This window comes from Phocaeicola sp. RTP21359st1_B8_RTP21360_211022, from assembly GCF_040911965.1.
Taxonomy (GTDB): domain Bacteria; phylum Bacteroidota; class Bacteroidia; order Bacteroidales; family Bacteroidaceae; genus Phocaeicola; species Phocaeicola vulgatus.
The window spans coordinates 1-14,165 of record NZ_JBDFXP010000054.1; the positions used below are offsets into that span (position 1 = coordinate 1).

General features: G+C 35.6%; 15 protein-coding genes and 1 pseudogene. 11 read left to right on the top strand and 5 right to left on the bottom strand.

Annotation, left to right across the window (positions count from 1 at the left end; translation table 11 throughout):
- Positions 1-77 precede the first annotated feature (77 nt).
- Together AB5062_RS19725 and AB5062_RS19730 are read right to left on the bottom strand one after the other, a co-directional pair.
- Positions 78-629 (bottom strand): annotated as a pseudogene (locus tag AB5062_RS19725) (Rpn family recombination-promoting nuclease/putative transposase); the annotation flags it as partial.
- A gap of 81 nt (positions 630-710) precedes the next feature.
- Positions 711-983, bottom strand: a complete 273-nt coding sequence (locus tag AB5062_RS19730) for a hypothetical protein (protein ID WP_117849164.1) — start codon at positions 981-983, stop codon at positions 711-713.
- 1,244 nt (positions 984-2,227) lie between these two features.
- Here AB5062_RS19730 and AB5062_RS19735 point away from each other — a divergent pair.
- Positions 2,228-2,647 (top strand): hypothetical protein, encoded by a 420-nt coding sequence (locus tag AB5062_RS19735; RefSeq protein ID WP_135187280.1) that lies wholly within the window; start codon positions 2,228-2,230, stop codon positions 2,645-2,647.
- 143 nt (positions 2,648-2,790) lie between these two features.
- Here the strand turns inward: AB5062_RS19735 and AB5062_RS19740 are convergent, their stop codons facing one another.
- Positions 2,791-3,234 carry a hypothetical protein gene (locus AB5062_RS19740; protein WP_032947644.1) on the bottom strand — a complete coding sequence of 148 codons (444 nt, stop codon included), beginning with the start codon at positions 3,232-3,234 and terminating at the stop codon, positions 2,791-2,793.
- Between the two features lie 136 nt (positions 3,235-3,370).
- Here AB5062_RS19740 and AB5062_RS19745 point away from each other — a divergent pair, with 136 nt between their 5' ends.
- The 4 genes from AB5062_RS19745 (at position 3,371) to AB5062_RS19760 (ending at position 5,897) form a co-directional block, all read left to right on the top strand.
- Entirely contained in the window at positions 3,371-4,234 is an 864-nt protein-coding gene (locus AB5062_RS19745; RefSeq protein ID WP_117849162.1) for a DUF4377 domain-containing protein, read from the top strand.
- Between the two features lie 198 nt (positions 4,235-4,432).
- Positions 4,433-4,504, top strand: coding sequence for a hypothetical protein (locus AB5062_RS19750; RefSeq protein ID WP_117849169.1), 72 nt, complete (start codon positions 4,433-4,435; stop codon positions 4,502-4,504).
- A 1-nt stretch (position 4,505) separates the two neighbouring features.
- Positions 4,506-4,736, top strand: coding sequence for a hypothetical protein (locus AB5062_RS19755; RefSeq protein ID WP_005853428.1), 231 nt, complete (start codon positions 4,506-4,508; stop codon positions 4,734-4,736).
- 39 nt (positions 4,737-4,775) lie between these two features.
- Positions 4,776-5,897 (top strand): DUF4852 domain-containing protein, encoded by a 1,122-nt coding sequence (locus AB5062_RS19760; protein ID WP_118292574.1) that lies wholly within the window; start codon positions 4,776-4,778, stop codon positions 5,895-5,897.
- Positions 5,898-6,824: 927 nt separating this feature from the next.
- Here the strand turns inward: AB5062_RS19760 and AB5062_RS19765 are convergent.
- On the bottom strand, positions 6,825-7,139 hold the full coding sequence (locus AB5062_RS19765; RefSeq protein WP_005853434.1) for a hypothetical protein: 315 nt from the start codon (positions 7,137-7,139) through the stop codon (positions 6,825-6,827).
- Between the two features lie 739 nt (positions 7,140-7,878).
- On the opposite strand from AB5062_RS19765, the gene AB5062_RS19770 reads away from it, so the two are divergent.
- Positions 7,879-8,688 (top strand): DUF134 domain-containing protein, encoded by an 810-nt coding sequence (locus AB5062_RS19770; RefSeq protein WP_032944309.1) that lies wholly within the window; start codon positions 7,879-7,881, stop codon positions 8,686-8,688.
- A gap of 73 nt (positions 8,689-8,761) precedes the next feature.
- On the opposite strand, the gene AB5062_RS19775 is transcribed toward AB5062_RS19770, so the two are convergent.
- Positions 8,762-9,067 carry a hypothetical protein gene (locus AB5062_RS19775; RefSeq protein WP_005846680.1) on the bottom strand — a complete coding sequence of 102 codons (306 nt, stop codon included), beginning with the start codon at positions 9,065-9,067 and terminating at the stop codon, positions 8,762-8,764.
- A 205-nt stretch (positions 9,068-9,272) separates the two neighbouring features.
- Between AB5062_RS19775 and AB5062_RS19780 the strand changes: the two genes are divergently transcribed.
- The 5 genes from AB5062_RS19780 to AB5062_RS19800 all read left to right on the top strand — a co-directional run bounded on the left by AB5062_RS19780 (position 9,273) and on the right by AB5062_RS19800 (position 13,509).
- The gene (locus AB5062_RS19780) at positions 9,273-10,493 is read left to right on the top strand and encodes a site-specific integrase (RefSeq protein ID WP_032944305.1); all 1,221 of its coding nucleotides are present in this window, start codon (positions 9,273-9,275) and stop codon (positions 10,491-10,493) included.
- 653 nt (positions 10,494-11,146) lie between these two features.
- Positions 11,147-11,764 (top strand): hypothetical protein, encoded by a 618-nt coding sequence (locus AB5062_RS19785; protein ID WP_368326951.1) that lies wholly within the window; start codon positions 11,147-11,149, stop codon positions 11,762-11,764.
- 18 nt (positions 11,765-11,782) lie between these two features.
- The gene (locus tag AB5062_RS19790; RefSeq protein WP_005853448.1) at positions 11,783-12,307 is read left to right on the top strand and encodes a glycoside hydrolase family 108 protein; all 525 of its coding nucleotides are present in this window, start codon (positions 11,783-11,785) and stop codon (positions 12,305-12,307) included.
- Positions 12,297-12,830 carry a hypothetical protein gene (locus AB5062_RS19795; protein WP_005853450.1) on the top strand — a complete coding sequence of 178 codons (534 nt, stop codon included), beginning with the start codon at positions 12,297-12,299 and terminating at the stop codon, positions 12,828-12,830. Before AB5062_RS19790 ends, AB5062_RS19795 begins: the two co-directional genes overlap by 11 nt.
- Positions 12,831-13,269: 439 nt before the next feature.
- Positions 13,270-13,509, top strand: a complete 240-nt coding sequence (locus AB5062_RS19800; RefSeq protein ID WP_117849296.1) for a hypothetical protein — start codon at positions 13,270-13,272, stop codon at positions 13,507-13,509.
- The last annotated feature ends 656 nt before the right edge of the window (positions 13,510-14,165 follow it).

Sequence of the window (14,165 nt, forward strand, 5' to 3'; positions counted from 1 at the left end):
CGTTCGGGTTTCATAAAACAAAGGTAAGCAAAGGTAGCTAATTTTAAAACTTAACAACCAGAAATTTCCGCTGAGCCGCTTTTTGCTACCTGATTAAAACCGTTCACTTTCAGGATATAGTATTCGGGATATAACTGGCTGACCACATCCACTTTAAAAGTCTGTTTCTGGAATGGGCTGAGTTCAAGAAGATCATTAGTGTGAATGCCCCTAAATTCCGTCTTTCCATGATAAACGAAATCCCTGCCATGCCCTAAGGAGAAGTAGACTATATTGACGCTATATACTTTACGAACCTTGTCATAACTCTCCCCTCTGTTGATATACTCTGTGACTAGTTTGGAAGTACCGAACAACATACGCTGGAAATAAGCGTATTCGCTGTTGTTCTGTACCTCTATCAGTATTAACTCACCTTTGGAGTCCTCGGCAAGCATATCAACACGATTGTATTTGTCGTACTCATTCTCCTGATTGCTTTCGCTCTCAAGAAGCCTCTGGATAATAATCTTCTCACCCAATAACGTGGTGAGAAGGCCTTCAAGCACACTGAAGTTGGCTTTGTTTCTGAGCAGACGTTTCATCGCCCAGTCGAAACGAATTATCTGATTTTTATTATTGCTGTTCATAATGATCTGATATATTGGTTACTACAAAGATAGGCAAAAAAACTCAAGACCTCCAAAATAAAATGATAAAAGCGACCATTCTCAACAAATCGCCACTTGTGGATCAACTAATTCATTTTCATTATGAGGAAAATCTAAAAAAATCTTTTGATATATCCTGTTCAATGATTCTGCGTCAAGTTCGTCTATATTTACTAGATATAAGGTGTCTGTCACATACGCTCCACTCTCACTAAGAAACACATATTTTGCGTCAAGGGACCAGTCTTCTCCTGTTACTACCATCTTTATTTTAATGTCATTCCGCACTTTACAGACCTTTTTAATTTCTTCTATCAGTTCAGCTTTATTCATATTCTTAACTTTCCATAGTTTATATCTACAAAGGTAATCTAATTTTTTCTCCTCAAGATAAAGCTTTTAAAATAAGAATAAAACAAATACCGACAACGTAGCACCTAAAAAGCAGATCAATAGTGTAAAAAAGCAGCTATCCATCACGGGTAACTGCTTTAAAATGGTTTAAAATTCTATAAACCCCATAAGTAAAGTCATTTATGAGAGAGTCTATGCTTCCTTGCAAAGATAAGGATAATAAAATCAAATACTACTAATACATTGTTTTTTATTTCTTTTAGATCTTACTGGAAACAATCATATTCATAAAATAACTTCAAAATTTTATCTTATTGGAGGGTTTTTATAATGAGTATTGTTTTTATTAACCAAAATATATATCTTTGTACTAGATTGTTTTAAGAGATAGCACTTGGTGAAGTGCTGACATAAATCGTTTGTTAGATTTGTAAAAGAAGACGGTTGTCCATGAGAATAACCGTCTTCTTTCTTTGAAAGAAATATAATTTCACAATGTCGTGCAAATTATCAGAGCATTTCATAAAGGATATGTATGTTATAGTGGTTGCTTGAATTTTAGCTCATTGAAACTGTCTGCATTATTACCAGTGGATTGGATATATGTATTGCTTTAAATAAGCATATTATAAAAAAGCAAATACATTCATTATAGTATGAGATTTGGTGTGTTTTTTCATTTCAACAACAGGCTTAGGTTACATAAAAAGGTTCAAACTGTGTATTTGCTTGCAAATGATATCTATTTTAATCTTTGTTATATAAAAAATGCACTTCTACTTTCCCAAGTAAAAGTGCATACAGATTTTATAATAAAAGATTGAATCTAAATATAGAAATGAAAAACACAAAATGCCATAATATCATCACGAATGATGGCATTTAAACATTGTCAGTAAACGCTTTTACTGATTCATCAAATCTATTACTTGTTTGTCATAGCAAAGTTATAATAAATATTTTAAAGAAAAATCTTATGCATAAAAAAAGCACAGAACAAACTATATATAGACCAATATACAACACATTTAAACAATGTTGTGTAATACAGGACCATTGACACAAGCCATTCTGAAAGAACAAAAGAAAAGTGCATGACTGGTAGCCAATCCCAAAGGGTATGTGATTGTGGTTATCAAAAGAAAAAAATCTAATTAAAGTATTGTTAGAAAAATAGTATGGCCAATTATTTTTAATTTTGTTTTTTAACAAACAAAATGCGTATGAAATATTTATCATTAATAGCTATTTTTTCTTTTGTATGCTTTACTGGATGCGGAATTTCTGATGATGCAAGAACTCCGAGCAATGACGAATCTGCGACTTACTATCTATGCAAGTATTGGTGGCATGCCGAATATGTTGATGTACATAACACAAGATATATTCAGGAACTTGATTTTCACAAGGACGGAACAGGAGTAGAAATAATAGGCAAACATCAGCAAGCGAATGGTAATTCCACAAGGGAGGAATATCATTTCAAATGGAACTGGGGAAGTTCTCATAAAACAATTTCTGTCCAATATGATGAAGGCAATGCTGTATTCATGGATAATGTGTTTATAGCAGATAGAAAGTTTTCTTATAAGATGATGGGCGAAGAATATTTTTTTGACGGATTTAATAAAAGTTATAATTAAGATATTAAGCGAGTTTACTGTCATATCAGTAACTCGCTTAATATCATTTTTTCTCCTGTTTTTGATAATATTCATAATACCTCTTGTAGTTGTTCCTTTCCTTAGCTTCATCCACCCATAGGTAACATTTAGAGTATAACAAATTAGTCTTTCTCTTCATTGTATGGATAAAATTCAACATATTCTTTAGACATAAGTGGATCGTTCAGTTCTCCTGTTCTATCGTAGAATGAAAAGATTGTTTTATCCAGTTCTTTAATATCCCAATAATGACTACCACCAAAGTATAATGTGCTAAAGTTAGGAGTGTAGAAAGACCATCTTCCACGAATCTCACCTTCTTTTTTGTTCCCATCTTTATCAATCTCTACATTGGTTCGTGTATATGTTCCGTCTTTATCGAAATTCCAAATAGATTCCCAAGAGCTTCCGTCTTCATACTCTTTTTTCCCACCAGTCCAAGTTATATCACATATTAGTGCGATTATGCTTTCTTCTCCACTGTTATAATATCCTTGTTTCTCAACACAACAGGAAAGAAACACCATTTGTACAATTACTGCAAAAAAAACGATTATTCTTTTCATAATTATCATATTAAACCATGCAAATATAGAAAATCTTTTGTAGTATTGATACTTTATAAATGGCACTTTTACTATATTTGTACAAAAAAGAATAGAACAAATAAAAGTAAATACAGAATTGTAAAATTTTATAATCGTGAAAACTCAAAAATTAGAAATACTGATATTATTCCTCTGTATATTCGGTTTTATAGGCTGTGACAACAAAGATGAAGAGGGTGAGAAAGTGACAAACTACAAGGAATATACTCTGACCATTGCATCGAAGAAGATACCCGGTGTTTGTCGGTCAGACAGATTTAATTATTTATCTGATGTATATGCCGTAAAGAAAGAAAATGTCCAAGAATGGGAAAGCCTTGGATTCATTGGTGGATTTGAGTTTGAAAAAGGATATGAATATAAGATAAAAATCAGTGAAACAAGTTATTTGGATTATAGCATGGAAAATTCCGCATGGACGGAATATGAACTACTTGAAATAATATCCAAAAATAAAAAAGATTCAGAAAATTTGCCTTTACATTTAATCCCTGAATCATACTATAAGAATATACAGTTTCCTAAATACAGATATGTAGTAGATGCAGATAACAATCAAAAACTTATTGAAGAAGAATTGGAGAAAAAATCTCTTATTCCTTTGGATTTTCACTATATGTTTTGGCGGAGCGAAGACAAGTTCCTAAGATGTATTGCAATAAAAGATGATAATAATACCCTGGAACCGTGTATTATAAAAAGCGAAAACAAAGACCTAAAAGAAATGCCAGAATCTTACAAATTACTTCCGCCAAAAGAAAACGTAAAAGGTTTCATGGAATGGACGTTTTTAAATGAAGATGGGAATGACACCAATTACCCTTCATTTGATGTATTTTTGGGCCGTTCTACTAAAATGGCTTATCTTTATAAAGACCTTTCTAAATACTACAAAAATAAATATCCGCAAGCCGGAGTAAAAACAGTTGTAGTTTCTTATATTATTGCTATCAACTAAAATAAAGCCTCCGGCGAGATAATTCTTTGGAGGCTTCGTACATATATGTATACATGATTTCGGAAAATACACGTAAATACAGAACTGGAAAATTATGCAGATATGGATATAGGCCTTTTACTTATAATACTCATTTTCTTGCTTGATATAGCCGTGCTATATAGCATTGTACGCACAAAAAGCACATAAGGAAGCAGAATATTATATACCTTGATTGTTTTATTACTTCCTGTTATTGGAATTTCAATATATTATTTAATTCGTAAATAGTATGGAAAGATTTATCTATCTGATAATCAATCTATCAATGTGGATTATTGTGGTATGGGCCATTGTACCTATCATTATCGATGATATTACCATTGATTCAATAATAGCTCGTTTAGGTTTGGGCTCTGCTTGCATCGCTAATTTGTTTCAGAAGAAAAAGAATATCAATATATCACTCTTTATTGTATCAATAGTGTTAATTATTGCTGCTACTATTATAAAAATATATTAATATGAGAACTGAAAAGAAAAATTAAATATAAAAAAACGTATGAAAAGAATGAATCTGACCGCTTTTTTGTTAGGTGGTGTCTGTTTGTTATGCCAACCACTCCAAGCCCAGCAGAGCATTGATGCTTGTGACGGTCGTACTTACAAAGTAGGCGACACGCTCCGTATTGGTGAACCATTGCCATCGGGCTATCTATTTGTTAAGCAACTAAACGCCAACAATCAATTTGACAAGCTGGATCCGAAAAACTCAACCGGACGGATTGCCATCATTACCGACATACCTGCTTACCAGCCAGAACTCTATCAACAGTTCGGTATTTACCAACAACCGGAAACGCCTCAAATAGTCTTTGCCGAACAAGGCGATTTCAAGATTGGCGTATATCTAAACATGGCTTTAAGTAAAGGAAACATCATGTCCGGACATCATGTTTCCTGTATGAATGGAGCTGTTGACCTTACTCCGGCTGTCTTGTTCGTCTATGCACATAAACTTTACGGTAAACCTATCGACACAGCATCAGTCGAAACCTATGCTTCTCTCCGTGCCCCCCAACAGTATACAGAAGCAGCCAATGACCCGTTTGCACTGGAAGAACTCCGTACAACATACCGAAAAGAATTGGAACAAGCTGTGGCAAATGCAGATTTCAATAGGGTATTCCGCATCAAATGTTTATCGGAACTCCAAATATATGACATCAATCAACAGCGTTTTCCGCTTTCGGGCTTAACGTGTATCGATGTGAAAACCAAGCAGAATAGGGAATTGTCCCAACAAGGTTATTGCTTATGGGGAACTTGTGCCTTTCATTTCACTAATGCTCTGTCATTTGCTACCCTGCCTTGCGATAAATCCATTGCACAAGGCATCTATACTATGCGTAAAATGACATCGGCAACCTTGTCTCCAACAGCTACCCTATATGTATATGTGCGTATTCTCCAACAGCCGATATCACTTCCCGATAAACGTACCATGGTGATGCGTTCCGAAACATCATTCGATTATGAGTGGTCAACACTCCGTAAAGCATACGATCAAAAAGCTTTAAACTTGGAGATTGTACAAACAGACGGTTATTACAACGCCTTCCCTCATAACACACAAGAAGTGACATACAATTACCTTGGTACGCAAACAATGCCTAAAAAGTAGTACAATGAGCAATATGCAGACAAAAACTATTAAGGAACATGGCATATTATAATAACAGTTTTTATTTTTATATTCAATAAACTTCTAAAGCAAGGAGCAGTAAAAGAAGAAAAGACATTTCGGAAATTTGATTGTAATAAATGAGCTATGCTTCCGGTGGGGTAACTCGCTGGGGGCTTCTTACATTTTCTGTTTTCCCGATCAATTTTATAAAACTGCTGTCATAGTTTGTATTTTCGAAAAAGATGTTATATTTGCAAATGAAAGAATTATTTGGCAGCATAGCAACGTTAAACGCTAAAATATGTACTGTTGCTAAATCGTTATTTTTATTTCTCAAATAATTCGCTAAAAGTCTATTCATCAATCGGTTAAGTCAAACTGATAAAAAAACTGAGATAGATTAAATCAAGCCCTTGTGCTGTATTTCCCTATTTGTCGCTTGTTTGATGTGTCACCTACGAGTGGATACAATCAAGGACAAGAACAACTACAAACGGTATTATGAATATTTTCATGAAATAGATGAATAAAAAAACAAAGAGTAGTAATTCCAGTTTTCATAAGTTCAATAATACAGCATGATTATATTTCTTAGAATCCCATAATATTTCCGTCGTAAACAACTCTTTTCCACTATTTTGGGAACACCACCCTATCATTTCATATTTATGTTTATAGAAACTACCGTATTTAATCAATCCTATAACTCTTACATTATCACACATATCTTCTAAAAAATTAAAAGAACCATATTCATCAGGAATTCAAGTTGATGCAGGATTTAAAGAAACCAATGTACTTTGTATGGTTACGCTTGATAGATTTGGACCAGCGTAAGATAGAATCATGGTCGTTTTAGATGATACAGCAGAGCTACTATGACTTCCATATATTGGGAAAGCCATGGAAGTTCTTGTATAATACTCAAGGTTTTTGGCGTATTTTCCCGCTTGGAGTCGTGGGCTCAAAATTGTCAAACTCAATACCATTGCTCATGTATTCCAAAAAAGTCTTAGCTCTTTCATAGTCCATCTCCAAAAGTTCCTTATCGCGTTGCTCTATACTAACTGTTGTGTCAAGTTCCCAACCATAAGAATCGAATAGTTTCATTAATGCTTCAATTTTGGCTTTTTCTTGTTCGGAATAATTGTTGTTGTTTACTACTTTTTCATTGGAACATGAAACCAAGCACGATACAAAAGAAAAAACAGTTACCAATGATAATAATTTTTTTTTCATATGCCTTTTATTTTTGAAGTTTAATATGATACAAATATAGGGAATAAATTACTATATTATTTTATGTAACAAGATTTTTATTCCCTATAGTTGTATCTAACTAGAACTTCTTTTATTTTCTTTTTGATAACCTCAATAACATATCCTTTGGGATTGGCTACCAGTCATGCACTTTTCTTTTGTTCTTTCAGAATGGCTTGTGTCAATGGTCCTGTATTACACAACATTGTTTAAATGTGTTGTATATTGGTCTATATATAGTTTATTCTGTGCTTTTTTTATGCATAAGATTTTTCTTTAAAATATTTGTTATAACTTTACCATCACAAATAACTGAATATGTGTTTATTTTTAGATTCATTAAACTTGGATATTGTAAAGCATTTTGCTAGCAAAGCTGTTTGTATACGGAATCCGGCAGGATTAGCGAATCCTGCTTTTCTTATATCGCATTTCAGCTTCAAATTTTGGCAAAATAAGTTATATGTTTAAATATCAGTAAAAGAGTTTACTGATGATAGTCCTGAATGTTGTTGTTCGTGACGAATCACTACATTTTTGTTTTCATTTATTTGATAAATTTAGATTAAACATTTTTCATTGAAATCAAAAGAGATAATACACTTTTGCTTGAGAAAGCAGAAGTGTATTTTTTATCTGTAACCCTAAAAAAAGTTTATTATTTTTTTATTTTGAGCATTTGTTCATTATCTTTGCAGGCAGAAACAATAAATATACAATGTCACCACGTCCAAAAAATATACGCAAAGTTAACAATATGCCTTCTGTTGCCGGATTCAGACCTGTCATTTCCAACAATAGTTGTGAAGAAACAATATTCCTGCATTTCGAAGAATATGAAACAATACGCCTGTGTGATTATGAAATGAAAACCCAGCAGGAAGCCTCCATCTCAATGGGTGTGTCACGCCCTACCCTCAGCCGAATATATACCAGTGCAAGGCAAAAGATAGCCAAGGCATTCGTCTGTGGTGCCGCAATAATGATAGAAGGAGGCGTGTCATATACCAACAGTGAATGGTTCCGCTGCGGATCATGTGGTTTCTTGTTCAACAATATCAATCCGGCACTCAAAATCCGTAAGACAGTATGTCCGGTATGTCTTTCCGAAGACATCCACACCAGTAATATTAACATTAATAAGAATAAGATTATGATGAAAATTGCAATTCCTACCAGAGACAATGTAATTGATAACCATTTCGGTCATTGTGAGTATTATACAATTCTGACAGTAGGACAAGACAACCAGATTCTGAGCAGTGAAACCATTCCGTCGCCACAAGGATGTGGCTGCAAGTCCAATATAGCCGGTGAACTGGAAGGTATGGGGGTCAGTGTCATGCTGGCTGGAAATATGGGACAAGGTGCTTTGAATGTACTTACAGCCCACCATATTAAAGTGATAAGAGGATGTTCCGGAAATATTTTGAATGTCGCAACGGACTATCTGAACGGAAAAATAGCAGATTCAGGTATAGGTTGTTCATCGCATGAGCATCATCAATGCCATAGTCATAATGAATAAAAAGTGATATTCAATAATAACAAAATGGGGCTGTCCATTTTAGACAACCCCATTTAAAGAGACGCAAAATATATTATTTCAGTATTTCACCTTTTTCATTGAAGAACACCGTACTTTCAGTTCCTTCCTTGTCTGTCAGAACAACCTGATAGGTCTTACTGCCATCCTCTGCCGCTTCTACTGCTGCTTCCTTAACGGTTGATTCCGCAAAATTTTTGGCGATTGCTTCCGTTACCGCTGCCGGAAGGTCTTTCACTTCAATAGGGGTAAAGTCATTTACTGCCATGACTGTTTCAACACCTGAGGTCAAATTTTCGGCAAATGCCACTGTTGTTCCTAATCCCATTACCAATGCTACTGCAACAAAAAATTTTTTCATAATCTTATATTTTTAATGGTTATTGTTTTACGATAATGATAGGACAATTTTTATGCCAAAAGAATAATTAATCTGATTATCAGATGGTTAATATTCTGCTAATTATATGTGAAATGGAAAAAATCCTCATATAGTGTGGGATGATGTGGAAATGTTCCACATTGATACCTTTCTTCCATTAATCTTTTCGCACCTTTGCGGAAAAATGGATAAAATCAGATACCGTCTTGTATATAACCGCCAGAACACACTTAACAGGCAGGGCACGGCTCTTGTACAGGTTGAAGCCTATTTGAACCAAAGGAAAATCTACCTGAAGACCAATGTTTACCTCAAACCGGAGTGCTGGAGCCGTGAGGGGGCACAAGTCATAAACCACCCCCAATCTAACGAACTCAACGCAATGCTCTATGAATACATCCTGTATCTGCAAGGCATAGAGTTGGGGTATTGGAAGCGCGGAATACCTGCCACACTCTCACTACTGAAGGATGCTGTCAAGAAGAAAAGTGCCGTGAATGTCAGCTTCTCCACTTTCGCCAAATCAGCCATTGACAATTCGGACAAGAAGCAGTCCACCAAGGACAACCTGCACTCGACACTGGCGGTCCTGCATGATTTCCGTTCCGGATTGGACTTCAAGGATCTTACCTATACATTCCTTCGTGATTTTGAGCAATACTTGAGAGAAAAGGGCAATGCGGTCAATACGATAGCCAAGCACATGAGACAGCTCCGTACCTTGGTCAATGAGGCAATCAACCAGGGATATATGCACGCAGATGCTTATCCGTTCAGAAAGTACAAAATCAAACAGGAGAAGGGCAGACATGAGTTTCTTACCCCGGACGAGCTGAAGAAGCTGGAAACGGTCGAGGTGGAAGAGGAGTCCATGCGCCATGTGCTCGATGCCTTCCTGTTCTGCTGTTATACCGGATTGCGCTATTCTGACTTCTGCCAGCTCACACCTGAGAATTTCATTAGAGTAAACGGCAAACGGTGGCTGTACTTCAAATCCGTCAAGACAGGGGTGGAAATCCGTCTGCCGTTACATCTGCTGTTTGAAAGCAGGGCATTGGGCATTCTTGACCGTTATCCGGATATCGGAAGTTTTGCCGCTTTGCCTTGTAACTCGGAAGTGAATAAGCAGCTTCGAAAGCTGGCCGGGTTATGTGGTATCAAAAAGCGGATAACCTACCATGTGAGCCGTCATACCTGTGCCACCCTGCTGGTTCATCAGGGAGTTGCGATTACAACAGTCCAGAAGTTGCTCGGACATACTTCCGTAAAGACCACACAGATTTATTCAGAGGTACTTTCCAGCACCATTGTGCGTGACTTGAAAAATGTTCAAAGGAAAAGGAAAAAAGTAAAGATGTTTCCTGATAAAGGCTTGAGGACATCTGATTTTATAGACAATCGGTAGATTTCATGAATCCTATTTGTTTTCTATTAATATTGTGACTCTTTAAATTCTTCGGATAATCGGAATATTGCTCCTGATTATTTTTTCAATATGGATTGAATATGAATAGTTTTCACTATCTTTGCAGTTGTAACTAGGAGCTTGATGGCAATAAATATTGTCATCGGGCTCTTTTTTTATTGTCTATCTGTTAAAGTAATGAAATCCCCCGTCTGGCTTCACAGTCTGACGGGGGGAAGTTAAGTCCAATACTAGTTTTGAAAGAATCAGGTTAACAAAGTCTTGACAAAGATAGTGAAATATGAATAGTAAGCAATATGGATATGGATTTATTTTGCATATATATAAAAATCCCGGCAATCTTCTCAGACAACCGGGATAATCAAATCATACTGACTAATGATAACAGGACAGTAAGATTAAACAATTTGGTAAATATAGATCCACATTTTCTTTATAGGACTTTCAATATGGCGGAAGGATCATGGATGAACCGTCACAGTCCTAAAAGACAATTGACAAAAATAGTAAAACAAACCATATTGACAATACATTTTTTGGAAAAACTGCCAGCTTTCTCAAAAAACATAGTAGCTAAAGAATAAAGAAACAGGATGAATAATTTATCATATAACAATTAAACGGTGAATGTGATGGAAATAGATATTGCAAACATTATTAGTGCTGCCGGAACATTGCTGGCAGCTTATTTCGCCTATAATCAGTATACTAAAAACAAACTGACTGATTTAAAAGTGGAATATTTTAAAAAAGAGGAGGAAAAAAGAAGTTACCACCGCAGTGAGAACTCCGCCAAGGTGTTCGGTGAGCTGTGGCGTGTACTTTATGAAACGAAAGCAGACAGGGTATATATCGTACAACCCCATCCTTTGGGGTATATAGCTTTTCTTTCGGTGCAGTTCGAGGTAAAACGAAAAGGTATAGCCGGAATGCGTGAAAACATCCAATCACTTCCCATGAGTGAAGTGGCCGTTTTTGCAGAAAATCTCGCAAAGAATCTTTTCATGTTCTACTCAGATATTGATAACCAGGTTAAGGATAAGGTTGCCAAATCTCTATTATCAACAAATGGATGCAACAGCGTGGCTATTAAACGGCTTAATTCATCTCAAGATTGGGTTGGAAATATCTTTTGTGAGTTTACAGATGAAACGGATTTGAATGAAGATGAACTTCATAAGGTCTTGCATGAAGCAGCGGTTAACATACAATATATCCTGCCGGAATTCAAAGAAAATAAAATCGAATAATTATAATTAATGAGTAGTATGGCTGACGTAAGAAAACTTGCACCGTTTATCCTAAAGTGGGAAGGCGGTTTTGTAAATGACCCTGACGATTTGGGAGGAGCTACCAATATGGGCGTGACTATCGGCACATGGAAATCGTGCGGCTATGACAAGGATGGTGACGGTGATATAGATGTGGATGATTTACATCTACTTACCCGTGAAGATGTTGTTAATCGTGTACTCAAGCCGCATTATTGGGACAGATGGAAAGCTGACGAGATTAAATCGCAATCAGTTGCTAATATATTGGTTGATTGGGTGTGGGCATCCGGTGCGCACGGAATTAAGATTCCTCAACGCTTGCTTGGTGTTACGGTGGATGGCATTGTAGGTCCCAAGACCATTGCCGCTGTAAATGCCAAGAACCCGCGTGAGTTGTTCGACATGATTAAGATTGCCCGGTTCGACTTTATTGAGGATATATGCCGCAAGCGTCCGACCAATAATAAATTTAAGAGAGGGTGGATGAACCGCATAAATGATATCTCTTATGTTGGTTAGAGTTATGAACTGGGTAAGCCGGCATATATTACTGGCTCCCTTCATGTGTCTGTTCCTGCTGTTCGGATCATGTGGCAGCTCGCATAAGGCTGTCAAGTCCGATGTAGAAGTAATCAGCAAAGATAGCGCCAGTGAATCTGTCAACATCGTACACGGATCAAGTACCTCTTTGAGCGAACTTATTACCACTAATAGTAACTATGTGATTGATTTTCGTATCTATGATACCCGAAAGCCGCCCGACAGTCTGACCGATAAACCTCCGTTACTGGCAGATGGGCATATAGAAGGTGATTTCAGCAAAAATAGAAAGAAGGAAACTGCAACCAAAGACAGTACGGAGGTGAAAGCCGATAAGGATATTACTTCTGATATTTATGAAAAAAAGCGATCAGAAACCATAAAAGAGAAAAAAGAATCCACGCTGCTTAAACAAATTGGTTTTGCCTGTGTTTATGTAACCGTTTTGATTGTCGTTATGCTGATAGTAAAGCATTGGTGCAACAGACAATCTTCATCATAAGACTTTAAATTTATAAATTGGACTGCCCCGGCTCGTGATGAGTCGGGGTATTTGTTTAAATACAATTTCCCAATTGGATTACACAATCAACTGAAAAGAATAGAATTTTGCGTATCTTTGCCCTGTGATTTTGGAGTAGAAGCCAATCTCATAATAAAAGTTTGAGAGGGGGCTCGTAATGCACGATGCCCTCCTTTTTTGTAATACGTAATAATGTGACAACAAATATTTTTAGAAATAGGCAAATCCTTTTGAACAAATCCATTGGTATCTTGTTCAATAAAATGTGAAGTAGATTGTCAAAACGTAACTAATCTGAACCGTTCCGGCTTGTGATAAGTAGGGACGGTTTTTATTTTGATAATATTTCTGTTAAAAGATAACCCATGAATTATATGTTCCTTTATCTTTGCACACTATTAACATCAACTTATGTATCATGGCTGAAAAAAAATCTTATTCCGAAGAGGAATTGAATGAAATGATCGCATGGTTCAATAACCATGCCAATAAACTTCCAAAAGAAATGCAGATTAACAAAGCAGCTTTCACTCCGAATTTGAAACTTACTATTGAAAGCTGTATCATGCAAGCTAAACAAAACTTAGGGAACTATAAGATGGGAGGACCGTTTCTGATTTTGAAACAAATCAGAGCAAATATTGAAAACAATAAATGATATTCTTTTATTATTTAACAAGAAAATCAAGATATTCTTATCCATTTGCACCATCGCTGCCAAAACACCAAAATCCATTGTCATATCGTGACAATGGAAGAAGCTTGATGGTAATAAATATTGTTATCAAGCTTCTAGTTACCCAACAAAGAGTAATGAAAACTATTCCATATTCAATTCATATTGAAAAAAATAATCAGGAGCAATATTCCGATTATTCGGAGAATGCAAGAAGCCATAGAGCATTAATAGAAAACAAATAGAACTTATGGAATCTACTTATTTTCTATTATTACAGAACAAGATTCAGTTTTATAAAGAAATATTTTTGCACTTATCGTTCGTTTTAACCAATAAAAAATACACCCTCACTTTCCCAAGCAAAGGTGTATATAATTACTCATTTAAAATGGTATGTGAAAAAAATTATTAACTAAAAAGATGCCATTATTCATCACGAACGATAGCATTTAGACTATTTTTGTCAGTAAACGCCTTTACTGATTTAGAATTAAGTTTAATTCAATATAGATGCTATAAAGTTATATATAAATTTTATTTTATCAAAACTATTTAAAAAAGGCGGGAATCACCAATCCTGCCTTTTTCAATACAAACTGCTTTGCTAGCAAGATGCCTTACAACATCCAAGCTTA

Excerpts from the sequence above, each read along its gene's own strand:
- AB5062_RS19740 (WP_032947644.1), bottom strand. The coding sequence starts at position 3,234 with ATGAAAAGAATAATCGTTTTTTTTGCAGTAATTGTACAAATGGTGTTT.
- AB5062_RS19760 (WP_118292574.1), top strand. The coding sequence starts at position 4,776 with ATGAAAAGAATGAATCTGACCGCTTTTTTGTTAGGTGGTGTCTGTTTG.
- AB5062_RS19775 (WP_005846680.1), bottom strand. The coding sequence starts at position 9,067 with ATGAAAAAATTTTTTGTTGCAGTAGCATTGGTAATGGGATTAGGAACA.
- AB5062_RS19785 (WP_368326951.1), top strand. The coding sequence starts at position 11,147 with ATGGAAATAGATATTGCAAACATTATTAGTGCTGCCGGAACATTGCTG.
- AB5062_RS19770 (WP_032944309.1), top strand. The coding sequence starts at position 7,879 with ATGTCACCACGTCCAAAAAATATACGCAAAGTTAACAATATGCCTTCT.
- AB5062_RS19755 (WP_005853428.1), top strand. The coding sequence starts at position 4,506 with ATGGAAAGATTTATCTATCTGATAATCAATCTATCAATGTGGATTATT.
- AB5062_RS19800 (WP_117849296.1), top strand. The coding sequence starts at position 13,270 with ATGGCTGAAAAAAAATCTTATTCCGAAGAGGAATTGAATGAAATGATC.
- AB5062_RS19795 (WP_005853450.1), top strand. The coding sequence starts at position 12,297 with ATGTTGGTTAGAGTTATGAACTGGGTAAGCCGGCATATATTACTGGCT.
- AB5062_RS19790 (WP_005853448.1), top strand. The coding sequence starts at position 11,783 with ATGGCTGACGTAAGAAAACTTGCACCGTTTATCCTAAAGTGGGAAGGC.
- AB5062_RS19765 (WP_005853434.1), bottom strand. The coding sequence starts at position 7,139 with ATGAAAAAAAAATTATTATCATTGGTAACTGTTTTTTCTTTTGTATCG.
- AB5062_RS19780 (WP_032944305.1), top strand. The coding sequence starts at position 9,273 with ATGGATAAAATCAGATACCGTCTTGTATATAACCGCCAGAACACACTT.
- AB5062_RS19730 (WP_117849164.1), bottom strand. The coding sequence starts at position 983 with ATGAATAAAGCTGAACTGATAGAAGAAATTAAAAAGGTCTGTAAAGTG.
- AB5062_RS19735 (WP_135187280.1), top strand. The coding sequence starts at position 2,228 with ATGAAATATTTATCATTAATAGCTATTTTTTCTTTTGTATGCTTTACT.